The 23,140-nt window shown below is 50.7% G+C and carries 23 protein-coding genes and 1 pseudogene; 16 read left to right on the plus strand and 8 right to left on the minus strand.

Annotated elements, in window-relative coordinates; all coding sequences use genetic code 11:
- The first annotated feature begins 50 nt into the window (after positions 1–50).
- The 12 genes and pseudogenes from skp (at position 51) to SPM24T3_RS18695 (ending at position 13,863) form a co-directional block, all read left to right on the plus strand.
- Entirely contained in the window at positions 51–551 is a 501-nt protein-coding gene (gene skp / locus SPM24T3_RS18640; protein ID WP_009638357.1) for a molecular chaperone Skp, read from the plus strand.
- A gap of 2 nt (positions 552–553) precedes the next feature.
- Positions 554–1,576 (plus strand): UDP-3-O-(3-hydroxymyristoyl)glucosamine N-acyltransferase, encoded by a 1,023-nt coding sequence (gene lpxD, locus SPM24T3_RS18645; RefSeq protein WP_009638358.1) that lies wholly within the window; start codon positions 554–556, stop codon positions 1,574–1,576.
- Positions 1,577–1,746: 170 nt separating this feature from the next.
- Positions 1,747–2,232: a 3-hydroxyacyl-ACP dehydratase FabZ gene (gene fabZ / locus SPM24T3_RS18650; protein ID WP_009638359.1), complete on the plus strand. Its 486-nt coding sequence runs from the start codon at positions 1,747–1,749 to the stop codon at positions 2,230–2,232.
- Between the two features lie 3 nt (positions 2,233–2,235).
- On the plus strand, positions 2,236–3,024 hold the full coding sequence (gene lpxA / locus SPM24T3_RS18655) for an acyl-ACP--UDP-N-acetylglucosamine O-acyltransferase (protein WP_009638360.1): 789 nt from the start codon (positions 2,236–2,238) through the stop codon (positions 3,022–3,024).
- A gap of 56 nt (positions 3,025–3,080) precedes the next feature.
- Positions 3,081–4,229, plus strand: coding sequence for a lipid-A-disaccharide synthase (gene lpxB / locus SPM24T3_RS18660; protein ID WP_009638361.1), 1,149 nt, complete (start codon positions 3,081–3,083; stop codon positions 4,227–4,229).
- Entirely contained in the window at positions 4,226–4,834 is a 609-nt protein-coding gene (gene rnhB / locus SPM24T3_RS18665; RefSeq protein ID WP_009638362.1) for a ribonuclease HII, read from the plus strand. Before lpxB ends, rnhB begins: the two co-directional genes overlap by 4 nt.
- Positions 4,835–4,904: 70 nt before the next feature.
- A pseudogene (gene dnaE / locus SPM24T3_RS18670) lies at positions 4,905–8,388 on the plus strand (DNA polymerase III subunit alpha).
- 12 nt (positions 8,389–8,400) lie between these two features.
- Positions 8,401–9,360 carry an acetyl-CoA carboxylase carboxyl transferase subunit alpha gene (gene accA / locus SPM24T3_RS18675; protein ID WP_009638365.1) on the plus strand — a complete coding sequence of 320 codons (960 nt, stop codon included), beginning with the start codon at positions 8,401–8,403 and terminating at the stop codon, positions 9,358–9,360.
- Between the two features lie 256 nt (positions 9,361–9,616).
- The gene (locus tag SPM24T3_RS18680; protein WP_009638366.1) at positions 9,617–11,767 is read left to right on the plus strand and encodes a lysine decarboxylase LdcC; all 2,151 of its coding nucleotides are present in this window, start codon (positions 9,617–9,619) and stop codon (positions 11,765–11,767) included.
- Complete coding sequence (locus SPM24T3_RS18685) at positions 11,760–12,152, plus strand: VOC family protein (RefSeq protein ID WP_009638367.1); 393 nt, start codon at positions 11,760–11,762, stop codon at positions 12,150–12,152. Before SPM24T3_RS18680 ends, SPM24T3_RS18685 begins: the two co-directional genes overlap by 8 nt.
- Before the next feature lie 41 nt (positions 12,153–12,193).
- On the plus strand, positions 12,194–13,513 hold the full coding sequence (gene tilS, locus SPM24T3_RS18690) for a tRNA lysidine(34) synthetase TilS (RefSeq protein ID WP_009638368.1): 1,320 nt from the start codon (positions 12,194–12,196) through the stop codon (positions 13,511–13,513).
- Positions 13,514–13,545: 32 nt separating this feature from the next.
- Positions 13,546–13,863 carry a cytochrome c gene (locus SPM24T3_RS18695; protein WP_009638369.1) on the plus strand — a complete coding sequence of 106 codons (318 nt, stop codon included), beginning with the start codon at positions 13,546–13,548 and terminating at the stop codon, positions 13,861–13,863.
- Between the two features lie 103 nt (positions 13,864–13,966).
- Here the strand turns inward: SPM24T3_RS18695 and rof are convergent, their stop codons facing one another.
- Together rof and SPM24T3_RS18705 are read right to left on the minus strand one after the other, a co-directional pair.
- Positions 13,967–14,227 (minus strand): Rho-binding antiterminator, encoded by a 261-nt coding sequence (rof, locus tag SPM24T3_RS18700; RefSeq protein ID WP_009638370.1) that lies wholly within the window; start codon positions 14,225–14,227, stop codon positions 13,967–13,969.
- On the minus strand, positions 14,214–14,414 hold the full coding sequence (locus SPM24T3_RS18705) for a YaeP family protein (protein WP_009638371.1): 201 nt from the start codon (positions 14,412–14,414) through the stop codon (positions 14,214–14,216). Before SPM24T3_RS18705 ends, rof begins: the two co-directional genes overlap by 14 nt.
- Positions 14,415–14,651: 237 nt before the next feature.
- Between SPM24T3_RS18705 and SPM24T3_RS18710 the strand changes: the two genes are divergently transcribed.
- From SPM24T3_RS18710 to nlpE, 3 genes are read left to right on the plus strand one after another with little or no spacing between them, the layout of a single operon-like run.
- The gene (locus SPM24T3_RS18710; RefSeq protein ID WP_009638372.1) at positions 14,652–15,215 is read left to right on the plus strand and encodes a YaeQ family protein; all 564 of its coding nucleotides are present in this window, start codon (positions 14,652–14,654) and stop codon (positions 15,213–15,215) included.
- A 2-nt stretch (positions 15,216–15,217) separates the two neighbouring features.
- Positions 15,218–15,634 carry an alternative ribosome rescue aminoacyl-tRNA hydrolase ArfB gene (gene arfB, locus SPM24T3_RS18715; protein ID WP_009638373.1) on the plus strand — a complete coding sequence of 139 codons (417 nt, stop codon included), beginning with the start codon at positions 15,218–15,220 and terminating at the stop codon, positions 15,632–15,634.
- A gap of 48 nt (positions 15,635–15,682) precedes the next feature.
- Positions 15,683–16,375 carry an envelope stress response activation lipoprotein NlpE gene (gene nlpE, locus SPM24T3_RS18720; RefSeq protein WP_009638374.1) on the plus strand — a complete coding sequence of 231 codons (693 nt, stop codon included), beginning with the start codon at positions 15,683–15,685 and terminating at the stop codon, positions 16,373–16,375.
- A gap of 117 nt (positions 16,376–16,492) precedes the next feature.
- Here the strand turns inward: nlpE and proS are convergent, their stop codons facing one another.
- The 6 genes from proS to metN form a co-directional block, all read right to left on the minus strand.
- The gene (gene proS, locus SPM24T3_RS18725; RefSeq protein ID WP_009638375.1) at positions 16,493–18,211 is read right to left on the minus strand and encodes a proline--tRNA ligase; all 1,719 of its coding nucleotides are present in this window, start codon (positions 18,209–18,211) and stop codon (positions 16,493–16,495) included.
- Between the two features lie 170 nt (positions 18,212–18,381).
- A complete protein-coding gene (gene tsaA / locus SPM24T3_RS18730; RefSeq protein ID WP_009638376.1) occupies positions 18,382–19,089 on the minus strand; it encodes a tRNA (N6-threonylcarbamoyladenosine(37)-N6)-methyltransferase TrmO in 708 nt (235 codons plus the stop codon).
- Complete coding sequence (rcsF, locus tag SPM24T3_RS18735) at positions 19,086–19,493, minus strand: Rcs stress response system protein RcsF (protein WP_009638377.1); 408 nt, start codon at positions 19,491–19,493, stop codon at positions 19,086–19,088. The genes tsaA and rcsF overlap by 4 nt, the downstream gene beginning before the upstream one ends.
- Positions 19,494–19,766: 273 nt before the next feature.
- Positions 19,767–20,582 carry a MetQ/NlpA family lipoprotein gene (locus SPM24T3_RS18740; protein ID WP_009638378.1) on the minus strand — a complete coding sequence of 272 codons (816 nt, stop codon included), beginning with the start codon at positions 20,580–20,582 and terminating at the stop codon, positions 19,767–19,769.
- Positions 20,583–20,652: 70 nt separating this feature from the next.
- Positions 20,653–21,306, minus strand: a complete 654-nt coding sequence (locus tag SPM24T3_RS18745; protein WP_009638379.1) for a methionine ABC transporter permease MetI — start codon at positions 21,304–21,306, stop codon at positions 20,653–20,655.
- On the minus strand, positions 21,299–22,330 hold the full coding sequence (gene metN, locus SPM24T3_RS18750) for a methionine ABC transporter ATP-binding protein MetN (protein ID WP_009638380.1): 1,032 nt from the start codon (positions 22,328–22,330) through the stop codon (positions 21,299–21,301). The genes SPM24T3_RS18745 and metN overlap by 8 nt, the downstream gene beginning before the upstream one ends.
- 176 nt (positions 22,331–22,506) lie before the next feature.
- Here metN and gmhB point away from each other — a divergent pair, with 176 nt between their 5' ends.
- Positions 22,507–23,073: a D-glycero-beta-D-manno-heptose 1,7-bisphosphate 7-phosphatase gene (gene gmhB / locus SPM24T3_RS18755; RefSeq protein ID WP_009638381.1), complete on the plus strand. Its 567-nt coding sequence runs from the start codon at positions 22,507–22,509 to the stop codon at positions 23,071–23,073.
- Positions 23,074–23,140 lie beyond the last annotated feature (67 nt).

The following is a 23,140-nucleotide window of genomic DNA, read 5'->3' on the forward strand; positions in this document are numbered from 1 at the left end:
CGTAAATTACTGTGCTTTCGAGCACAAACGGGTGATGGAAGGAGTTTATAGTGAAAAAGTGGTTATACGCCGCAGGCCTCGGATTAGTTATGGCTGCTTCAGCTAGCGTTCAAGCTGCTGATAAAATTGGTGTTGTAAACGTTCAAGAAATTTTCCAGCAAATGCCAGCTCGTGAAGCTGTTGCAAAACAGTTGGAAAGCGAATTCAAAGGCCGTGCTACAGCACTGCAAGCTCAGGAAACTGCTCTGCAATCTCAGATGCAAAACCTGCAGCGTAACGCAAGTACAATGAAAGCCGCTGATCGTGCAAAACTTGAAAAACAAGTTATGGCTAACCGCGAAGATTTCTCTGCAAAAGCTCAGGCTTTTGACAATGACAATCGTAAGCGTCAGGCAGAAGAGCGTAACAAAATCCTGGGCCGTATCCAGGATGCAGTTAAAACTGTAGCAGCAAAAGATGGTCTGGATATCGTCATCGACGCCAACGCTCTGGCTTATGCATCTAACGATGCAAAAGACATCACTGACGAAGTGTTGAAACAGGTTAAATAAGCATGGTTTCAATTCGACTGGCTGATCTCGCACAGCAGTTGGATGCACAATTGCACGGTGATGGCGATTTCGTCATCACCGGCATTGCTTCAATGCATTCCGCACACTCTGAGCAAATCACGTTTTTATCAAACAGCCGTTACCGTGAACAGTTGGCTACCTGTAATGCGGGTGCTGTAGTGTTGACCGAAGCGGATCTGCCCTTTTGCCAAAGTGCGGCACTTGTGGTTAAAAACCCTTACCTGACTTACGCTCGCATGGCTCAGTTACTTGACACCACGCCAGCACCGGCTCAGGACATAGCCCCGAGCGCTGTTATCTCTCCCGATGCTAAAATCGGCGATCGAGTATCAGTAGGCGCGAATGCAGTTATCGAATCTGGCGTTATATTAGGCGACGGTGTCATTATTGGTGCAGGTTGCTTTATCGGAAAAGATGCTAAAATTGGTGCCGGTACCCGTATCTGGGCCAATGTATCAATCTATCATCGCGTTGAAATTGGTCAGAAATGTCTGATTCAGTCAAACACCGTTATCGGTGCAGATGGCTTCGGATATGCTAACGATCGCGGAAATTGGGTGAAGATCCCGCAGCTTGGCACTGTGATTATTGGTGACTCTGTGGAGATCGGCGCCTGCACAACCATCGACCGTGGCGCGCTTGACGATACGCAAATTGGTAATGGTGTGATCATTGATAATCAATGTCAGATTGCACACAACGTCGTGATTGGAGACAATACGGCAGTCGCAGGCGGTGTGATCATGGCCGGTAGCCTGAAAATCGGGCGTTATTGCCAGATTGGCGGAGCCAGTGTCATTAACGGTCACATGGAGATTTGCGACAAGGCGGTTGTAACGGGAATGGGAATGGTGATGCGACCAATTACCGAACCTGGGGTATACTCCTCCGGTATTCCGTTACAGGCGAACAAAGTTTGGCGTAAAACCGCCGCGTTGGTTATGAACATCGACGAGATGAATAAACGCTTAAAAGCTGTAGAGCGTAGAATCGAAGAAGACTAACTTACCAACAACAAACACTAAAAATCAATAAGTAAGGTGATGATTTTGTTCTATAATTCATTGCCTTTACGATTCTTAGTCTCTATTTGCGGCCTGCAGAATGCTCCTCTTTGAGGGTCACGCAGGCCGTGCTATTGATGATATCAGTAATTTTAGACAGGACGAGTATTTTGAGCACTCCTACTCATAGCGATCACGAACATGAAGTTAGCGTAGAAGGTTTTGGTATTGGAGAAATACTTGAGCTGCTTCCGCACCGTTTTCCTTTTTTGCTGGTGGACCGGGTTATCGAGTTCACTCCGCATAAAAAACTTCGTGCAATTAAAAATGTTTCCTTTAACGAACCTTGTTTCCAGGGACATTTTCCCAGCAAACCGATCTTTCCTGGCGTACTGATTCTTGAAGCCATGGCACAGGCTACCGGTCTGCTTGCGTTTAAAAGCGTCGGTAAACTTGAGCCAGGTGAGCTTTACTACTTTGCTGGCATTGATGGCGCTCGTTTTAAAAAGCCTGTTGTACCCGGTGATACTATGGTGCTGGAAGTCGTTTTCGAGAAAACTCGTCGCGGCGTAACCTGGTTCAACGGCAAGGCATTAGTCGACGGTCAGGTAGTTTGTGAAGCCCAGATGATGTGTGCCCGTAGTCAGGAGAAATAATCCGTGATTGATAAAACCGCCTTTATTCACCCAAGCTCCGTAGTTGAAGAAGGGGCAGTTATTGGTGCCGGTGTTCACATCGGTCCTTTCTGCTATATCGGCTCTCAGGTCGAGATTGGCGAAGGCACCGAGCTTAAGTCACACGTGGTAGTTAATGGCGTGACCAAAATTGGTCGCGATAACCGCATATTCCAGTTTGTTTCCATTGGGGAAATCAATCAGGATCTCAAATATGCCGGTGAGCCAACGCGTGTTGAAGTGGGCGATCGCAACAATATTCGTGAGAGCGTGACCATTCATCGTGGAACCGTTCAAGGCGGCGGGCTGACCAAAGTAGGTAGTGATAACCTGCTGATGGTCAATGCCCATATTGCGCATGACTGTGTAATTGGCAATCGCTGTATCCTTGCCAATAACGCAACCTTGGGCGGTCACGTTCAGGTTGATGATTTTGCCATTATTGGTGGCATGACGGCGGTACATCAGTGGTGCATTATCGGTGCTCACGTGATGGTTGGCGGATGCTCCGGCGTTGCGCAGGACGTGCCACCGTTCGTTATAGCTCAGGGCAACCATGCGACACCTTTCGGTATTAATATCGAAGGGTTAAAACGTCGTGGTTTTGACAAGCCTTCTCTTCATGCTATCCGTAATGCCTATAAAGTGCTTTATCGCAGTGGCAATACGCTTGAAGAATCGCTCCCCGAGATTGCCGCTATTGCCGCCGAGTTCCCGGCAGTACAGCCATTTAGCGATTTCTTTGCCCGTTCAACGCGCGGCATTATTCGCTAATAAAGAACCCGCACTCAGGTTCGCTGTTTAAGCTGCTCAACTGGATTTAAGAAATAATGGAAAAGCCCGTTCTGACAATTGGCCTGGTTGCCGGCGAAACATCTGGCGATATTCTAGGCGCGGGCTTGATCCGGGCTCTCAAGAGCCACTATCCCAATGCACGCTTTGTGGGGGTCGCAGGCCCTCTAATGCAGGCAGAAGGATGTGAGGCATGGTTTGAGATGGAAGAGCTGGCGGTGATGGGCTTGGTAGAGGTGCTTGGGCGTCTACCTCGCCTGTTAAAAATCGGTAATGAACTTACGCGACGGTTTAGCGAGCTTAAGCCTGACGTTTTTATTGGCATCGATGCCCCTGATTTCAATCTTAGGCTGGAAGGCCGCCTTAAGAAGCGCGGTATTCGAACCATTCATTACGTCAGCCCTTCAGTTTGGGCCTGGCGACAAAAACGCGTTTTCAAAATTGGCAAAGCCACCGATTTGGTGCTGGCTTTCTTGCCTTTTGAAAAAGCGTTTTATGACAGATTTAACGTTTCCTGCCGCTTTATCGGCCATACGATGGCAGACTCTATTCCATTGCATCCCGATAAAAAACTGGCCCGCGAAGCGTTAGGTATTCCGCAGGATATCCATTGCCTGGCGCTATTGCCCGGCAGTCGGCACGCCGAGGTAGAAATGCTCAGCGCCGATTTCCTGAAAACAGCGTTACAGTTGCGGAAAACCTATCCAGATTTACACATTGTGGTACCTCTGGTTAATGCTAAACGCCGCGAACAGTTTGAGCGTATCAAGGCGGAAATTGCACCCGATCTTCCAGCACACTTGCTCGACGGCCAGGCGCGTAATGCGATGATTGCCAGCGACGCGGCTTTGCTTGCCTCGGGCACGGCAGCACTGGAATGCATGTTGGCAAAATGTCCGATGGTAGTGGGTTACCGTTTGAAACCGGTAACATACTGGATAGCCAGGCGTTTGGTTAAAACGGACTATGTTTCCCTGCCTAACCTGCTGGCCGGTCGTGAAATCGTGACCGAGCTGCTGCAAGAAGAGTGCGTGCCCGATAAACTTTCTGCCGCACTGCTGCCATTGCTGGCCGGTGGGGAGAAAAGTCATCAGTTGAAAGAAACCTTCCTGACGCTTCATGAAAGTATTCGTCGCGATGCCGACGAGCAGGCGGCGCAGGCGGTGATAGAGTTGGCGAATAAATGACAGAGATTTTTACCTACCCACAGGCTAATTTAATCGCTGGTGTGGACGAAGTTGGGCGTGGCCCGCTGGTGGGCGATGTAGTGACCGCCGCGGTGATACTGGACCCTGCAAGGCCAATTATTGGTCTGGCTGATTCCAAAAAGCTCAGCGAAAAACGCCGCGAATTTTTGTATCAAGAAATCAAAGAAAAAGCGCTGGCCTGGTGCATCGGTCGCGCAGATCCGGCTGAAATCGACGAACTGAATATCCTGCATGCCACCATGCTTGCAATGCAGCGCGCCGTAGCTGGGCTGGCAGTAACGCCTGATTTTGTGCTGATTGACGGTAACCGCTGCCCGACGCTGGCGATGCCTTCGCAGCCTGTAGTCAAGGGTGATAGCCGCGTGGCAGAAATCAGCGCCGCGTCCATATTGGCAAAAGTCACCAGAGACCGTGAAATGGTTGAGCTAGATTTAGCGTTTCCCGAATACGGTTTTGCCAAGCATAAAGGCTATCCAACCGCTGCACATTTGGAACAGCTTGCTCGCCTTGGGGCAACCGTTCATCATCGTCGCAGCTTTGCTCCAGTCAGGCGCGCGTTGGAAAATGTCGTCGTATCGGGTTAATCGCGGTACTCTAGCAGCATTGTTTACCCAGTTTTTATAACTGCCACCCTCATATGTTTGGTATCTGACTATGGCTGAACCTCGTTTTATTCATCTGCGCGTACACAGTGACTATTCCATGGTTGATGGATTAGCCAAGGTTGGCCCGTTGGTGAAACGAGCCGCTGCCCTCGGCATGCCTGCACTGGGTATCACCGACTTCACCAACCTTTGTGGTCTGGTTAAATTCTATGGGGCGGCACACGGCGCGGGGATCAAACCGCTGATCGGTGCAGATTTCAACGTTCATAGCGATATGCTGGGCGACGAATTGGCTCAGCTGACTGTACTGGCGATAAACAATCAAGGTTATCAGAATCTTACCTTGATTATTTCCCGTGCCTATCAGCGTGGCTACGGTGCGGCAGGACCGATTATCGAGCGTGAATGGCTGGCAGAGCTTAACGAAGGCCTGCTGTTGCTTTCAGGTGCCCGTCACGGCGATATCGGCAAATTTCTCACCCGCTCTAATCAGTTACAGGTTGATCAGTGCGTCGAGTTCTATCAGCAATATTTTCCTGATCGCTACTATCTTGAGCTTATCCGCACCGGTCGCCCGGATGAAGAAAACTATCTTCATCAGGCAGTTGCGCTGGCTGGAGAGACCGGTTTACCCGTCGTTGCGACGAATGACGTGCGTTTCCTGGTTGAAGGTGATTTCGATGCGCACGAGATCCGCGTGGCTATCCATGACGGCTTCACTCTCGACGATCCTAAACGTCCAAAAAAATTACACCACGCAGCAATACATGCGCAGTGAAGAAGAGATGTGCGAGCTGTTTGCCGACATCCCCGAAGCGCTGCTCAACAGCGTTGAAATAGCCAAGCGCTGTAACGTGACTATCCGCTTGGGCGAGTATTTCCTGCCGCAGTTCCCGACTGGCGATATGTCTACCGAAGACTTCCTGGTCGAGTGCTCAAAGAAAGGTTTGGAAGAACGTCTGGAATTCCTGTTCCCGGATCCCGCAGTCAGAGCAGAGAAACGCCCGGAATACGACGATCGTCTCGATATCGAACTCGGGGTGATCAACCAGATGGGTTTCCCGGGTTACTTCTTGATCGTTATGGAGTTTATCCAGTGGTCTAAAGATAACGCGGTGCCCGTCGGGCCGGGGCGTGGTTCTGGCGCCGGGTCGCTGGTTGCTTATGCGCTGAAGATAACCGATCTGGATCCGCTGGAATTCGATTTACTGTTCGAACGTTTCCTAAACCCGGAACGCGTTTCGATGCCTGACTTTGACGTCGACTTTTGTATGGAAAAGCGTGATTTAGTTATCGATCACGTTGCCGAAATGTATGGCCGCGAGGCGGTTTCACAGATTATTACCTTTGGTACCATGGCGGCAAAAGCGGTAATCCGCGATGTGGGCCGCGTGCTGGGCCATCCTTACGGTTTCGTTGACCGTATTTCCAAACTAGTGCCGCCCGATCCGGGTATGACGCTGGAAAAAGCCTTCGCGGCTGAGCCACAGCTGCCTGAAATCTATGAGGCCGACGAAGAAGTCAGAGCCTTGATTGATATGGCGCGCAAGCTGGAGGGCGTGACGCGCAATGCCGGTAAACACGCCGGTGGTGTCGTTATTGCACCGACTAAAATCACCGACTTTGCACCACTTTATTGCGATGCAGAGGGCAAAAACCCACTGACCCAGTTTGATAAAAATGACGTCGAATACGCCGGGCTGGTCAAGTTTGACTTCCTCGGCCTGCGCACGCTGACGATTATCGACTGGGCGCTAAATATGATTAACGCCCGTCGTGCTAAAACCGGTCTTGAACCGCTTGATATTGCTGCTATTCCGTTAGACGATAAGAAAAGTTTCGACATGCTGCAGCGCTCGGAAACCACTGCGGTCTTCCAGCTTGAATCACGCGGCATGAAAGATTTGATCAAACGCCTGAAGCCCGACAGTTTCGAAGATATGATTGCCCTGGTGGCGCTGTTCCGCCCCGGGCCGCTGCAATCAGGCATGGTAGACAACTTTATCGACCGTAAGCACGGTCGCGAAGAGTTGTCATATCCTGATATTCAGTGGCAGCATGAATCACTGAAACCTGTTCTGGAGCCGACTTACGGCATTATCCTGTATCAGGAACAGGTTATGCAGATTGCTCAGGTGCTGGCCGGTTACTCGCTTGGCGGCGCGGATATGCTGCGTCGTGCAATGGGTAAAAAGAATCCGGTCGAGATGGCCAAGCAGCGCGGCGGTTTTGAGGACGGTGCAAAATCACGCGGCATTGACGGCGAACTGGCAGTTAAAATCTTCGACCTGGTAGAGAAGTTTGCCGGTTATGGATTTAACAAATCACACTCTGCGGCCTATGCGCTTGTGTCCTATCAAACGCTTTGGCTGAAGGCGCACTATCCGGCAGAATTTATGGCCGCGGTAATGACCGCGGATATGGATAACACCGACAAAGTGGTTGGGCTGGTCGACGAATGCTGGCGTATGGGGCTTAAAATCCTGCCGCCTGACATCAACAGCGGTCTGTATCATTTTCATGTTAACGACGACGGTGAAATCGTTTACGGTATCGGCGCTATCAAGGGCGTCGGCGAAGGTCCGATTGAAGCAATCATTGAAGCGCGTAACGAAGGCGGTTATTTTAGAGAGCTGTTTGACCTTTGTGCCCGTTCCGATACCAAAAAGCTTAATCGGCGCATTCTGGAAAAACTCATTATGTCCGGGGCTTTCGACCGCCTCGGCCCGCATCGCGCAGCATTGATGCACTCGCTGGGTGATGCGTTGAAAGCGGCCGATCAACATGCCAAAGCGGAAGCCATTGGCCAGGTTGATATGTTCGGAGTATTGGCTGAAGAGCCTGAACAGGTCGAAAAATCCTACGCCAGTGTTACTCCCTGGCAGGAACAAAAGGTATTGGATGGCGAACGTGAAACCCTGGGGCTATATCTTACCGGGCATCCGATCACTCAGTACCTCAAAGAAATCGAGCGTTACGGCGGCGGCCAGCGCCTGAAAGATATGCACCCGACCGATCGGGGAAAAATGACCATCGCAGTGGGTTTGGTTGTTGCTGCGAAGGTGATGATGACCAAGCGGGGTAACCGCATTGGTATTTGCACGCTGGACGACCGTTCTGGTCGTCTTGAAGTGATGTTGTTTACAGAAGCTTTAGAGAAATTTCAGCATTTGTTGGAAAAAGACCGTATCCTGATCGCGACAGGACAGGTCAGCTTTGATGACTTCAACGGCGGGCTTAAAATGATGGCCCGTGATTTAATGGACATCAGTGAAGCGCGTGAAAAATACGCTCGTGGTCTTGCTATATCGCTGACTGACAGGCAAATTGATGACCAGCTTTTGAACCGTCTTCGTGAATCGTTGGAACCTCATCGATCGGGGACGATACCAGTGCACCTGTATTACCAACGGGAGAACGCTCGGGCAAGGCTCCGATTTGGTGCTACCTGGCGTGTTACGCCAACCGATCGTCTGCTGCTTGATTTACGGTCTCTGGTAGGTACAGAGCAGGTTGAACTGGAATTTGACTAAAATAGGAATGCTATGAGTCTGAATTTTCTTGATTTTGAACAGCCGATTGCGGAGCTGGAAGCGAAAATTGACTCGCTGACTGCAGTCAGTCGTCAAGACGAAAAATTAGATATTAATCTGGACGAAGAAGTGGCGCGCTTGCGTGATAAAAGCGTTGAACTGACTCGTAAAATTTTCTCAGATTTGGGTGCCTGGCAGGTTGCGCAGTTGGCTCGCCATCCGCGTCGTCCTTACACTCTTGACTACATCAAGCACATCTTTACTGATTTTGATGAACTGGCGGGCGACCGTGCCTATGCTGACGATAAAGCTATCGTTGGCGGCATCGCTCGTTTGGGTGAACGTGCCGTGATGATCATTGGTCATCAAAAGGGACGCGAAACCAAAGAGAAAATTCGCCGTAACTTCGGTATGCCAGCACCTGAGGGCTATCGTAAAGCACTGCGTCTGATGGAAATGGCCGAACGCTTCAAACTGCCTATCATCACCTTCATCGATACTCCGGGCGCATACCCTGGCGTGGGCGCTGAAGAACGTGGACAGTCCGAAGCTATCGCGCGCAACCTGCGTGAAATGTCTCGTCTTAACGTACCGGTAATTTGTACCGTTATCGGCGAGGGCGGTTCTGGTGGTGCATTGGCTATCGGCGTGGGCGACAAAGTCAACATGCTGCAATACAGCACCTACTCGGTGATTTCACCAGAAGGCTGTGCTTCTATTCTGTGGAAAAGCGCAGATAAAGCACCGCTGGCGGCTGAAGCCATGGGCATTGTTGCTCCACGTTTGAAAGAGCTGAAACTGATCGACTCCGTGATCCCAGAACCTCTGGGTGGCGCGCATCGTGATGTTCCAGCAATGGCCGCTTCTCTGCGTGCTCAGCTTGAAGCTGATCTCGGCGAGTTGGACGCTCTGAATAATGAAGAGCTGCGTGATCGTCGTTATCAGCGTTTAATGACCTACGGTTATTGCTAATCCTTGTCGTCCTTCACGATGTAGGGGTGTTGGCTGCCTTTACTCACCCCGGTCACTTACTTGTGTAAGCTCCTGGGGATGAGTGAAGTTGCCGCCTACCCGCATCACGAATGCCCAAGGGTTATAAATTCGCGATTTAAGTGTGTTGAGTAACGATTATAAAATTTAAAGGGCAGTCTTTGGACTGCCCTTTTTTATTGTCTCCAGCCGCTGGGGTCGATAACCTGTGTTGTAGAAAACCAGAAGGATTTGTCAGATGAATATTATTGCCATCATGCGCCCGGAAGGGGTCTATTACAAAGATGAGCCAATCCGCGAATTGGATGCTGCCCTCGAGATTCTGGGGTTCAAGACGATTTATCCTCGTGACCGCGCTGACCTATTGAAACTTATTGAAAGCAATGCGCGCATCTGTGGCGTCATTTTCGATTGGGACCAGCACAGTACTGAGCTTTGTGTCGATATCAACGAGCTAAACGAATATCTGCCACTTTATGGCTTTATCAACACCCATTCGACGATGGATGTCAGCGTGCATGATATGCGTATGGTGCTGTATTTCTTCGAGTATGCGTTAAACGCTGCTGAAGATATTGCCAAGCGAATCCGCCAGTATACCGACGAATATATTGATCAGATTACCCCACCGTTAACAAAAGCGTTGTTTAAATATGTGGAAGAGGGCAAATACACCTTTTGTACACCAGGGCATATGGCTGGAACCGCGTTTCTTAAAAGTCCGGTTGGCACGCTGTTTTACGATTTTTTCGGTGCTAAAACGCTGAAAGCCGACGTGTCGATTTCTGTTACCGAGCTAGGCTCGCTGCTGGACCATACCGGGCCGCATCTGGAAGCCGAAGAGTATATTGCCCGCACCTTTGGCGCCGAGCAAAGCTATATCGTCACCAATGGCACGTCAACTGCCAATAAAATTGTCGGCATGTATTCGGCCCCGGCGGGGAGTACTGTGCTTATCGACCGTAATTGTCATAAGTCATTGGCACATCTGATGATGATGACCAATATTATTCCTATCTATCTGCGCCCGCTGCGCAATGCCTACGGTATTTTGGGCGGTATTCCACAGCGCGAGTTCACCCGTGACAGCATTGCCGGGAAGGTAGAACAGACTAAAGACGCCAGCTGGCCAGTACACGCGGTGATAACCAATTCCACCTATGACGGCCTGCTATACAACACCGATTACATCAAAAATACTCTCGATGTTGCCTCGATTCATTTCGATTCCGCCTGGGTGCCCTACACCAATTTTCACCCGATTTATGACGGTAAAAGTGGTATGAGCGGCGAGCGTATTCCCGGCAAAGTCATCTATGAAACCCAGTCGACCCACAAGCTGCTGGCGGCTTTCTCGCAGGCCTCGATGATTCACATTAAAGGTGATTACAATGAAAACACCTTTAATGAAGCTTACATGATGCACACTACCACCTCGCCAAACTACGGCATCGTAGCCTCGGCAGAAACCGCCGCCGCGATGTTGCGCGGGAATCCGGGGCGCAGATTGATTAATCGTTCGGTGGAAAGGGCGCTGCATTTTCGTAAAGAAATTCAGCGCTTACGTGAAGAAACCGACGGCTGGTTCTATGATGTCTGGCAGCCGGAAGATATTGATGAGGCCGAATGTTGGCCGCTGAATCCCGATGACAACTGGCACGGTTTTGCAAATGCCGATACTGAGCACATGTATCTCGACCCCATCAAGGTGACGATTCTGACGCCGGGCATGGATGAAACCGGCAATCTCTCGGCAGAAGGCATTCCGGCGGCGTTGGTTGCCAAGTTCCTCGATGAACGCGGTGTGGTGGTCGAAAAAACCGGGCCTTACAATTTGCTGTTCCTGTTCAGCATTGGTATTGATAAAACCAAATCGATGAGTCTGATGCGTGGTTTAACCGATTTTAAACGCGCCTACGATCTTAACCTGCGAGTAAAGAACATGCTGCCGGATCTCTATGGAGAAGATCCGGATTTCTATCGTCATATGCGCATTCAGGATCTGGCACAAGGGATCCATAGGCTTATCATTAAACACGATCTGCCTTCGCTGATGCTCAAGGCATTCGACGTGTTACCGGAAATGAAAATGACACCGTATGAGATGTTCCAGCATCAGGTACGCGGTAATATTGAAGAGTGCGAAATTGATCAGTTGGTTGGTCAGGTGTCGGCCAACATGATCCTGCCTTATCCGCCCGGCGTGCCGGTGGTGATGCCCGGTGAGATGATTACCAAAGAGAGCCGCGCCGTGCTGGATTTCCTGCTAATGCTGTGTTCCATCGGTGAGCATTTCCCTGGCTTTGAAACCGATATTCACGGCGCGAGGCTGACCGAGGACGGAAAGTATTGGGTTAAAGTTCTGAAAAAAGGAGTTTTGGATGCTTAAATTACGCCAGATTCATCACATCGCCATTATTGCCAGCGATTACGAAGTCAGTAAAAAATTCTACTGTGACGTGCTGGGCTTTGAGTTGCAGTCTGAAGTCTATCGTGAGGCGCGCGATTCCTGGATGGCTAATTTGGCTATTAATGGGCACTATCAGATTGAGCTGTTCAGCTTCCCGTCTCCCCCCGCCAGAACCAGCCGCCCTGAAGCCTGCGGCCTGCGCCACCTGGCGTTTAGTGTCGATGATATTGAAGCTTCGGTTGCCTTTCTCACTACAGCCGGCGTCGAGTGCGAGCCGGTGCGTGTTGATGAGCACACGGGTAAAAAATTCACCTTCTTTAGCGATCCCGACGATCTGCCTTTAGAACTTTATGAAATCGACTGATCTTATTTTTGATAGCCAGAAACGGCCAACGGACCCAGCTGATGCTGCTTGAACATTTACAGCATCAGCTCGGTGATCGGCGTCGCGTTTGTGTCGCGTTAAGTGGCGGGCTGGACTCGTCGGTATTGCTGCACGCGTTGGTTAAGCTGCGAGACAGCGTTTTGCCCGATATACAGCTGCGAGCAATGCACGTGAATCACGGCTTGAGCGCCCATGCTGCCAGCTGGACAGCCAGCTGCGAGGCCCAGTGCCAGCTCTGGCAAGTGCAGTTTATTCCGCTGGCGGTAAAGGTAGATGCTCGGGAGGGAGGCATTGAGGCCGCGGCGCGAAAGGCTCGTTACAGCGCATTGACTGAAAATCTGCTGGCCGATGAGACGCTTTTCACCGCGCAGCATCTTAACGATCAGTGTGAGACTTTTCTTCTGGCATTAAAGCGTGGCAGTGGTCCTGCGGGATTGTCTGCGATGAGCGCGGAAACCTCAATTTGCGGGCATCCGGTCATCAGGCCGTTGCTTAGCCTGCAGCGAAAGCAGCTCGAAGAATATGCCCGTGCAAATCAATTAGTCTGGATCGAAGACGACAGTAACCAAGATACGCGTTTTGACCGCAATTTTTTGCGACTCGACGTGTTGCCGATGCTATATCAGCGGTGGCCACACTTTGCTGCCGCCACTGCTCGCAGCGCCAGCCTGTGCGCCGAACAGGAATTACTGCTCGATGAGTTATTGCAGGAAGCGCTGGATCACCTCATCGATTTGCAAGGCAGTCTATCGATTGAAGGGCTGAAAAATCTGTCTGCCGCCCGGCGTTTTGCTCTGATTCGCCGTTGGCTGGCTTCGCTTGGGGCCAGGATGCCATCGAGAGAGCAGCTACAGCGGATTTGGGATGAAGTGGCGTTAAGCCGCGAAGATGCAGAGCCGCAGCTACGTCTTGGGTCTCACAATATCCGACGTTATCGGCAGCGCCTTTACTGGTTGGCACCGATGCAGTCGTTAAAAGACACCGTCATTGCCTGGCAGGGGCAAGAGGTGCTGGATCTGCCCGCAAGTCTTGGGCAGCTTTCCCTTACGCCTGCGGGGCAAAACGGATTAACGCTACGCAAACCGCGCGTTGATGAAATGCTTACCGTGCGTTTTCACGCCAGCGGTGAAGTCAATAAAGTGGGGCGTGACCGTTCCCGCAGCATAAAAAAACTCTGGCAGGAACTTAATGTTCCACCGTGGGATCGCGAGCGCATCCCTTTGATTTTTTATAATGAGCAGCTAATTGCCGCAGCAGGGCTGTTTATCACTCGTGAAGCACTGACCTCAGGCCCGCAAGAGGCTACCTGGTCGCTGTTTTGGAATACTGAAAGTCGATAGTTTACCGCCGGGCAACCGGTTTGGGAGCAGTGATGCATTTTTTAACTCGAAGTGCGCTGGGCGTTTGTTTGGCGTGGATCAGTATTTCTGCGATGGCAGAGGGAAATATTGCCAACGGTCAGGCCAAATCTGCCAGCTGTGCAGCTTGTCATGGCGCAACAGGTAAAGCCAGCAACACGCTTTATCCCAATTTATCCGGGCAAAACGAGGCTTATCTGGGATTGGCTTTGCATGCTTACAAAGATGGCGGAAGAACGGGAGGGCAGGCGGGAATTATGCAGGCGTTTACCTCTGGGCTTTCTGATCAAGATATCAGTGACTTAGCGGCTTACTATTCTAGCCAGCACTGACAAGTCTGCCAGCATTACCAGCCTTCGGCCTAAATAAAAACGGGCAATCCCAAGATTGCCCGCACACACAGTTGTTGAGTTGAATGGTGGTTGATGTTATTCGCTATTCAGCACTAACGACCACAGTACCAATTTTTGGATTACTGAAGCTCTCAATCCAGTCGAGCCGCAGTTCCAACTGTTGCCCACCCGAGTCAACAATCAGATACTCCACTTTTTTTCGCATCAACAGATCTTTGGCTTTAGCCTCGACAAGCTCTCCACTGCGCATCTTCAGAGTCAGAACCAGATGGTCCTGACAGGCAAGCTCGAGATTATCGTAATCATCGCAATTGATGGGTTGGTACTCATCATTCATCGACATAATCGCTCACCAGTAAGTTAGCGGCGGCATAAGCCGCCTGTTCTCGAACGGAAGACGGAAGTTCGGCGTTGGCCGCCACATCGTCTAATGCCTTTAGCACACAGCCCAACGCATCGGGCACATAACCGAGATCACCACTGCCGATCTCGGCATATTTTCGGCGTACTAACTCAGAGTATTGTTGCATAGGTCCTCCCATAGAGCTTGTTCGAAATGGCTCTTTACGCAACTTTTCGAACAAACCCTGCCATGTTTTCCCGAAATGCTGCTTTCTACATAGTTTGAAGCCTTTCAGTCGGGAAAATATAAACTTCCGTTATTAAACGACTATAGCACAGAGATGATGGAGTTATCAGCTGGGGGAGTAAGCTTTATCTTATGTTGATATCAAGTACAATGTGCGTCCATTACTTTGAGGTTTCCCATGGCGTTAAAAGCAACTATCTATAAAGCCGCAGTAAATATTGCCGATATGGACCGCAATTTTTTCTTTGATGCCAACCTGACGCTGGCGCAGCATCCGTCTGAAACCGAACAACGTATGATGCTACGTTTACTGGCCTGGATTTGCCACGCGCACGAGCGTTTGAGCTTTACCCGTGGGTTAAGTGCTGAAGACGAGCCTGAAATCTGGCGTAAAAACGATCATAACGGCATCGAACTTTGGGTCGAATTAGGCCTGCCGGATGAGAAGCGTCTGAAAAAGGGTTGCAACCAGTCGCGAGAAGTTGTGCTTTACACGTATGGTGAGCGAGCCGCCAAAGTTTGGTGGTCACAGATGCAAAATAAAGTCAGCCAATACTCAAACCTCAGCGTGCGCTATATTGATGATGAACTGTTGTCACAGCTGGTGGCTTTTTGTCAGCGCAATATGGTATTGCAGGCGACTTTACAAGACGGCGCGATTTGGCTTTCCGATCCTGACAATAATCTGGAAATTCATTTCCAGGAGTGGAAAGACGGTAACTGGAAACAGGCGGGGCAATAGAGGTGTTGATTCTTTCTGGCAGGCTCGAAATCCCGGACGGCGAAATTGAACTTACCGCTATTCGCGCGCAGGGAGCGGGTGGCCAAAATGTTAATAAAACCTCAACCGCTATTCACCTGCGTTTTGATATAAAAGCTTCAAGCCTGCCCGATTATTATCAGCAACGTCTGTTGGCTTTTAAGCATCATTTAATTACCGCAGAGGGCATTGTGGTCATTAAAGCGCAGGAGTATCGCAGTCAGGAGCAAAATCGTGAGGCTGCTATAGCTCGCCTGTCTTCGCTGATTGATCAGGCAATGGTGGTTGAAAAGCCACGCCGAGCCACCAAGCCGACGCGCGGTTCTAAAATTCGACGTGTAGAAAGCAAAGTTCGCAAGGGTGCGACCAAGGCACTAAGAGGAAAAATTCGCTCGTCTTAAAATGAAAGACAGAGTGAAATAAAGATTAAAACGCAGTGGGAGAAAACTGTGAAAAAAATAATGATTGCTATGGGGCTGTCGCTCAGCCTGTTATCGCTATTCGGATGTCACAACAAGATTTTTGCTCAGGAACAACCTTTTGAAGCCATGCAGCAGAGCTATAAGGGCGTGCTGCCGTGTGCCGACTGTGGTGGCATTGAAACCTCTTTGTTCCTGCAGCAGGACGGCACTTATATTTTAAATGAAGTCTATCAGGTTAAACCCAAGGGGAATCAGTCTTATGCGCAGTATGGGCGCTGGGCGCGCACTGCTGATAAGCTGGTCTTAACCGAGGCAAACGGCGAGAAACGTTATTTCCGCCCGGCCGGAGACAATCTTGAGATGCTGGATATGCATGGCGAACAGATTCACGCCAGCTCGAGCCACCCGATGCAGCATTTCCAGTTGAAACCGGCAGAGCAACGCATGCCGCAAACGCCGATGCCGTTGAGCGGCATGGTGCATTATCAAGCCAACAACGTGGTGTTTACCGATTGTGCGACGGGAAAAGTCATTCCAGTGGCGACCAGCAGTTTACTGGAAAAAGCCTATATGGATGCACGTCATAGCCCGGATCAGCTGATCTTTGTCTCGATGGATGGACATTTCCAGCTTGAGCCAGGGGGCGACGAAGGGAAAGGGCACAAGCTGCTGGTGGCCGATAGCAATATCATTGCCGATGCCAGCAAGCACTGCAAATAGGCTCTGATTTCTAAACCAATGAAATCAGCAAAATAAAACGCCCGTCGGCTGTAAAAAGCTCGGCGGGCGTTTTTTTATGTGGCAATCAGGGGCAAGTCATCAGCCTGCCCGTAATTTCTAGCGTGGGATCTGGCTCAGCAGGTAATCAACGATATCGCTGATTTTGATCATCTGCTTTTCACCGCTGCGGCGGTTTTTATATTCCAGCTCTTCTGCATCGAGATTACGTTCACCGATAACTACCTGATGCGGAACGCCGATCAGCTCCATATCGGCAAACATCACCCCAGGACGCTCTTTACGGTCGTCGAGAATAACGTCGATCCCTTTGGCGCGCAGGGTGTTGTAAAGCTCTTCGGCTGCGTCTTTCACGCGGAAAGATTTGCTCATGTTCATTGGCAGGATAGCAACCTGGAAAGGCGCGATTGCGTCTGGCCAGATGATGCCGCGACCGTCGTGGTTCTGCTCGATAGCGGCAGCAACTACGCGAGTCACACCGATTCCGTAACAGCCCATGGTTACCAGCTGGTTCTTGCCGTCTTCGCCCTGAACGGTAGCTTTCATCGCTTCAGAGTATTTGGTGCCCAGTTGGAAGATGTGGCCGACTTCAATACCGCGCTTGATAAGCAGCGTGCCTTTACCGTCCGGGCTCGCATCGCCTTCTACCACGTTACGCAGGTCAGCAACTTCTGGCAGCGGCAAATCGCGTTCCCAGTTAATGCCAAAGTAGTGTTTACCGTCAATGTTGGCACCGGCGCTGAAATCGCTCATGACTGCAACAGTGCGGTCAATCACGACTGGCATTGGCAGGTTAATCGGGCCTAATGAGCCTGGACCGGCAGTGACCAGCTCGCGGATTTCAGCTTCGGTCGCGAAAGTCAGTGGGGCGGCAACCTGTGGCAATTTTTCCGCCTTGATTTCGTTTAACTCGTGATCGCCGCGAACCAGCAGGGCCACCAACTTGTGCGAGCTACCTTCGACCGCGCGAACCATCAGTGTTTTAACGGTTTTTTCAATCGGCAGCTGGAATTGCTCAACCAGCTCGGCGATGGTTTTGGCATTTGGCGTGTCAATAACGCGCAGCTCTTCCGTTGCCGCACCGCGTGGGGTGGTTGGCGCCAGAGCTTCGGCTTTTTCGATGTTCGCCGCGTAGTCTGATTCGGTAGAGAAGATAACATCATCTTCACCGCTTTCCGCCAGCACCTGGAATTCGTGCGATGCATTGCCGCCGATAGAACCGGTATCAGCTTCTACAGCACGGAAATCAAGACCCATACGAGTGAAGATTTTGCTGTAGGCCGCGTACATCGCGTCGTAGCCTTCCTGCAAAGATTCTTGCGTGGAGTGGAAAGAGTAGGCGTCTTTCATGATGAATTCGCGTGAGCGCATTACGCCAAAACGAGGGCGGACTTCATCACGGAATTTAGTCTGGATCTGGAACAGGTTCAAAGGCAGCTGTTTGTAGGAGCTGACTTCATTACGCATCAGATCGGTGATCACTTCTTCATGCGTAGGACCGAGCACGAATGCGCGATCGCCGCGATCGACCAAACGCAGCAACTCGGGGCCGTACTGCTCCCAACGTCCACTCTCCTGCCACAGGTCGGCAGGCTGCACGACGGGCATGGAGATTTCGATCGCACACGCGTTGTTCATCTCTTCGCGCACGATGTTTTCGACTTTCTTAAGAACGCGCAGACCGGTTGGCAGCCAGGTATAAAGACCTGAGGCCAGTTTGCGGATCATCCCGGCGCGCAGCATCAGCTGGTGGCTGATCACCTCGGCGTCCGCTGGCGTTTCCTTCAGAGTGGAGAGCAGATATTGTGTTGTACGCATGATGTGTTGGTTCCGTTAGCACTGCAAATCGTCTGCAGACCCAAGGCCTGCGAGAACGTGAAATTATTCGAATAGTCGGTCGTCATCCGCAGCTATTACGCACCCCGAGATAGCCTGCGGCGGGATAGTTTACCAGTGACCGACGCGAGTCAAAAGAGAACCTCTGAATTTTAGTGCGGGTCGAGCGAGATTACCTGATTTTGGTCGGCAATGACGCGCCATCTGACGTTAAATTCCAGCAGATGAACGGCATAATCACGTTCCTGCTCTTCCCCTTTACGATAGGCAGGGCGGGGATCTTGCCCCAAAACCTGAGTAATAAAGCGGCGCAGGTGAGGATAAAGGCCGAAATTGGCTGCAAGCTGGCTTTCTGCAAGCGGACTAAAAGTCACTGACATATTGGCCTGTGGTGCATCCTGAGCAAAACCGGCAATCGCCTGTGGCTGACTTTCGGCGAAGGGTAGATAAGGTTTGATATCGACAATCGGCGTGCCGTCGACCAGATCCAGGCTGCCGAGCTGCAAAATGACCTCTTTACCCTGACAGCGGATACCTTTCAACTCGACCAGCGACATGCCAAGCGGGTTTGGCCTGAAGGTAGAACGAGTGGCAAAAACGCCGACGCGAGCATTGCCGCCAAGCCTGGGTGGCCGCACCGTGGGTCGCCAGCCGCCCGCCATTGTTTGATGAAATATAAACATCACCCAGAGATGGCTGAAATCCTCGAGACCACGAACCGCTTCTGCCTGATTATATGGCGGCAGCAGATGTAGTTCACCGACTCCGTCCTCGACTAAACCTGGCTGGCGTGGAACGGCGAACTTTTCTTTATAGGGAGAATGGATCCTCCCTATTTCATTAAAGGTAAATTCGGTCATTTAAAGCTGACGTTCAGAGCAGAGCCCTGACAGACTGCCTGTTGATGACATCCTGCGACATCGCTGACGATTTGGCATTGGTGCAGCAGCACAGCATTAGCCTTCATGGTCGCCGCGTGGTTCAACATTCTTCTACGAGCATTCGAAATGCTAGGCTGCGCGTCATGTGCGTTAACCTGGCAAGATTCGCCGGATACTTCACCCAGATCGCGGAAAGGTGTGCCAACCAGAGCGCCGGGATCTTTATAAAGTTTAATCGCCGCAGGACGAGTCGTTACTGGCTTTGGCTTGGCTGGCTGCGATGGTTCATAGGTCGGGTGTTCGTTAAAAATCGGCTGCGTTCTGTGAGTCGCGGAACATCCAGCTAGCAAAAGGGCTAACAAACAGAGTGGTAAAGCACGCATTATATGTCCTCTGCTCCATACCCTTCATCCATTAAAACGCTGAGGCTGTGGCAACTTTATTTTCCCTGTTATTGCTTTATAAAAGGCTCAGAGATGACTACGGCTGCGACCTGCTGCATTTAAAATGCTACGGGGTATATTTTATATTAAAAAGAAAGAGGCGTTATTGAAGCAAGGTATTCAACAAATAACAAGGCGAGCATATGCCCGCCTTGAGAGTATTTTATGTAAATAGAGATTTATCGTTGAATAAATCCAAATATACTTTAATTCTTACCAGCCTTTAACCGCGCCGCCATTGAAGACTTTGTTAGCCGCCTGGTCAACTTCATCAGATTCGTAGGCTTTCACAAATTTCTGCACGTTTTCAGCGTCTTTGTTGTCTTCGCGAGCAACAATCAGGTTCACGTAAGGTGAATCTTTGTCTTCCACGAAAATGCCGTCTTTTTCCGGAGTCAGGCCGATCTGGCTTGCATAGGTAGTGTTGATTACGGCCAACGCGATTTTGTTGTCATCCAGCGAGCGTGGCAGCTGAGGGGCTTCCAGCTCAACCAGCTTCAGGTTTTTCGGGTTCTCGGTTACGTCAAGAACGGTTGGCAGCAGGCCTACGCCGTCTTTAAGTTTGATCAAGCCCACTTTTTGCAACAGCAGCAGTGAACGGCCCAGGTTTGTCGGATCGTTTGGCAGGGCAATCTGGTCGCCGTCTTTCAGCTCGCTAACAGATTTGATTTTTTTAGAGTAACCAGCAATCGGGTAAACAAAGGTGTTGCCGACCGGCACGAGTTTGTAACCGCGGTCTTTGATCTGCTGATCCAGATAAGGCTTGTGCTGGAAGGCGTTTACGTCGATGTCGCCTTTGCTTAGCGCTTCATTTGGCAGCACGTAGTCATTAAAGGTCACCAGCTCCACGTCGAGGCCGTATTTCTCTTTTGCCACTTTTGCAGCAACTTCGGCAACCTGCTGTTCTGCACCAACAATCACGCCAACCTTGATGTGGTTGGGATCTTCTTTCTTTGGACCACAACCTGCTACGGCCAGAGTTCCCAGAAGTACACCCGCTACTGCAAGAGATTTAAATTTAATGGACATGTCCTATCCTCTATACATTTTATGTCGAGATTAATTATGGGCGGCGTGAAGCCCTGCCGCCGTTTTGTCTTTACTTATGGGTCACTGCTTTAACGATGCGATCGCCGCAGAGTTGAATCAGGTACACCAGTACAACTAACAATACTAATACAGTATTCATTACCGTGGCGTCGTAACCGATATAACCATACTGGTAGCCAATTTGCCCCAGACCACCCGCACCCACGGCGCCCCCCATGGCAGAGTAACCCACCAGAGTAATGAGAGTGATAGTCGCGGCGTTGACCAGGCCCGGCAGAGCTTCGGGCAGCAGTATTTTTCGGATAATTTGCATCGGCGTGGCGCCCATCGCGCGGGCAGCTTCCACCAGACCGCTTGGGATCTCCAGCATCGCATTTTCAACCATACGGGCGATGAACGGCGCGGCACCCACTGTCAGTGGTACGATAGCAGCCTGCAAACCGATAGAAGTGCCGACGATCACGCGAGTAAATGGAATCATCCACACCAGCAGGATAATAAAAGGAATAGAACGGAAGATGTTAACCAGCGCCGACAGTACCCGGTAAAGCTTCTTGTTCTCGGCAATCTGACCCGGACGGGTGACATACAGCAGGACGCCAAACGGCAGGCCGAGCACGAATCCGAAGAAGCCGGAGGTCAGGGTCATGATTACAGTTTCCCAAATGCCTCGGCCCATTAACCACATCATTGCCTCAGACATAACCCAGCACCTCTACCTTAACTTGATTCTCATGCAGGAATTGAATCGCTGCCTGTGTGTCTTCAACGCTGCCGTGCATTTCTGTCAGCATAATGCCGAACTTCACGCCACCGGCATAATCCATCTGCGCGCTGATAATATTGTTATTAATGTTGAATTGACGCACTGCCTGCGAGAGCAGAGGAGCATCGACCGACTGGCCGGTGAATTCAAGACGTAATAAAGGAACGCTGCCTTCACTCTGCTCTGGCTTCATGCGCAGCGCGTAGTCGTCCGGGATATCCAGATGCAGCGTCGACTGGATAAACTGCTGGGCCAGCGGAGTTTTAGGATGCGAGAACATTTCACTGACTTTGTCTTGTTCAATCAACTGACCGTTGCTGATTACTGCAACCTGGTCACAGATGCGCTTCACTACATCCATTTCATGGGTTATCAGAAGAATAGTCAGGCCCAGACGGCGGTTGATATCCTTTAATAGTTCCAGGATTGAGCGTGTAGTTGCCGGATCGAGGGCGCTGGTGGCTTCATCGCACAGCAGAACCTTGGGATTGCTGGCCAGCGCTCGAGCAATGGCAACGCGCTGCTTCTGCCCACCGGACAGGTTGGCGGCGTAAGCATCATGCTTGTCTTCCAGGCCAACCAGCTTCAGTAGTTCAGTAACGCGTTGTTTAATCTCTTTGGCAGGAAGGTTGTCCAGCTCCAGCGGTAGCGCGACGTTACCAAACACGGTGCGCGACGACAGTAGGTTAAAGTGCTGGAAGATCATGCCGATTTGACGACGAGCGCGCGTCAGTTCTTTTTCGGAAAAGGCGGTCAGATCCTGACCATCGACCAGAACTTTACCTTCAGTCGGGCGCTCAAGCAGGTTAACGCAGCGAATCAGCGTACTTTTGCCCGCACCGGATGAACCGATGACGCCATAGATTTGTCCTGCAGGCACGTGAAGGCTCACATCAGACAGCGCCGTGATGTTGCGCTGACCCTGCTTGAACACTTTGGTGATGTTGGAAAGTTTAATCATATTTTTCTTATGTTGTCTTTACAGCCGTGACGTATAAAAAGTAACCCTCTGGAACTAATTCCAGAACATGGCGAGGATGCTAAGGCGTCTAGACGTCTAAGTCAACCAGATAGCATTCTCACCGTTACCTAAAACATGCGATACTGAGGCATCAATCAGCCCTCAGGAGCTAATACGTGACACAAACTGTTCCAGCAATATTTTTAGACCGCGACGGCACGCTTAATGTCGATCATGGCTATGTTCATGAAATTGACGACTTCGAGTTCATCGAAGGAACCATTGAAGCTTGCATCAAACTTAAAGAGATGGGCTTTGCACTGGTATTAGTCACCAACCAGTCAGGTATCGCACGCGGCAAGTTTACCGAAGAGCAGTTCTTCACGTTAACTGAATGGATGGACTGGTCGCTGGCAGACCGTGGCGTCGATCTGGACGGCATTTATTTCTGCCCGCATCATCCCGATGCATTAATAGAAGAGTACAAGCAGGTATGCGATTGCCGTAAGCCGCAGCCGGGCATGTTCCTGACAGCTAAAGAAGAGCTGAACATCGATATGGCGGCTTCTTATATGGTAGGCGACAAAATTGAAGACCTTCAGGCGGCAATAAAAGCTGGCGTAGGCACTAAAATTTTAGTCCGCAGCGGTAAGCCGGTCACTATAGAAGGTGAAGAATTGGCGGATTTAGTGCTCGATAGCCTGGCGCAACTGCCTACAGCCATTAAAAACGGCTTAAAATAGAGCGTTGCGGGTGAAAAATAGGCAAACGAAATAAAACTGTATTTATTCGCTTGCCATTCCCGTCAGC

It is taken from the genome of Serratia sp. M24T3 (assembly GCF_000257645.1).
Lineage (GTDB): Bacteria > Pseudomonadota > Gammaproteobacteria > Enterobacterales > Enterobacteriaceae > Rouxiella.

Coding starts and splice junctions, on each gene's coding strand:
- proS (WP_009638375.1), bottom strand. CDS start 18,211: ATGCGTACAACACAATATCTGCTCTCCACTCTGAAGGAAACGCCAGCG.
- lpxD (WP_009638358.1), top strand. CDS start 554: ATGGTTTCAATTCGACTGGCTGATCTCGCACAGCAGTTGGATGCACAA.
- rof (WP_009638370.1), bottom strand. CDS start 14,227: ATGTCGATGAATGATGAGTACCAACCCATCAATTGCGATGATTACGAT.
- lpxB (WP_009638361.1), top strand. CDS start 3,081: ATGGAAAAGCCCGTTCTGACAATTGGCCTGGTTGCCGGCGAAACATCT.
- SPM24T3_RS18745 (WP_009638379.1), bottom strand. CDS start 21,306: ATGTCTGAGGCAATGATGTGGTTAATGGGCCGAGGCATTTGGGAAACT.
- SPM24T3_RS18680 (WP_009638366.1), top strand. CDS start 9,617: ATGAATATTATTGCCATCATGCGCCCGGAAGGGGTCTATTACAAAGAT.
- SPM24T3_RS18685 (WP_009638367.1), top strand. CDS start 11,760: ATGCTTAAATTACGCCAGATTCATCACATCGCCATTATTGCCAGCGAT.
- SPM24T3_RS18710 (WP_009638372.1), top strand. CDS start 14,652: ATGGCGTTAAAAGCAACTATCTATAAAGCCGCAGTAAATATTGCCGAT.
- SPM24T3_RS18705 (WP_009638371.1), bottom strand. CDS start 14,414: ATGCAACAATACTCTGAGTTAGTACGCCGAAAATATGCCGAGATCGGC.
- SPM24T3_RS18740 (WP_009638378.1), bottom strand. CDS start 20,582: ATGTCCATTAAATTTAAATCTCTTGCAGTAGCGGGTGTACTTCTGGGA.
- rcsF (WP_009638377.1), bottom strand. CDS start 19,493: ATGCGTGCTTTACCACTCTGTTTGTTAGCCCTTTTGCTAGCTGGATGT.
- tilS (WP_009638368.1), top strand. CDS start 12,194: ATGCTGCTTGAACATTTACAGCATCAGCTCGGTGATCGGCGTCGCGTT.
- metN (WP_009638380.1), bottom strand. CDS start 22,330: ATGATTAAACTTTCCAACATCACCAAAGTGTTCAAGCAGGGTCAGCGC.
- tsaA (WP_009638376.1), bottom strand. CDS start 19,089: ATGACCGAATTTACCTTTAATGAAATAGGGAGGATCCATTCTCCCTAT.
- accA (WP_009638365.1), top strand. CDS start 8,401: ATGAGTCTGAATTTTCTTGATTTTGAACAGCCGATTGCGGAGCTGGAA.
- SPM24T3_RS18695 (WP_009638369.1), top strand. CDS start 13,546: ATGCATTTTTTAACTCGAAGTGCGCTGGGCGTTTGTTTGGCGTGGATC.
- rnhB (WP_009638362.1), top strand. CDS start 4,226: ATGACAGAGATTTTTACCTACCCACAGGCTAATTTAATCGCTGGTGTG.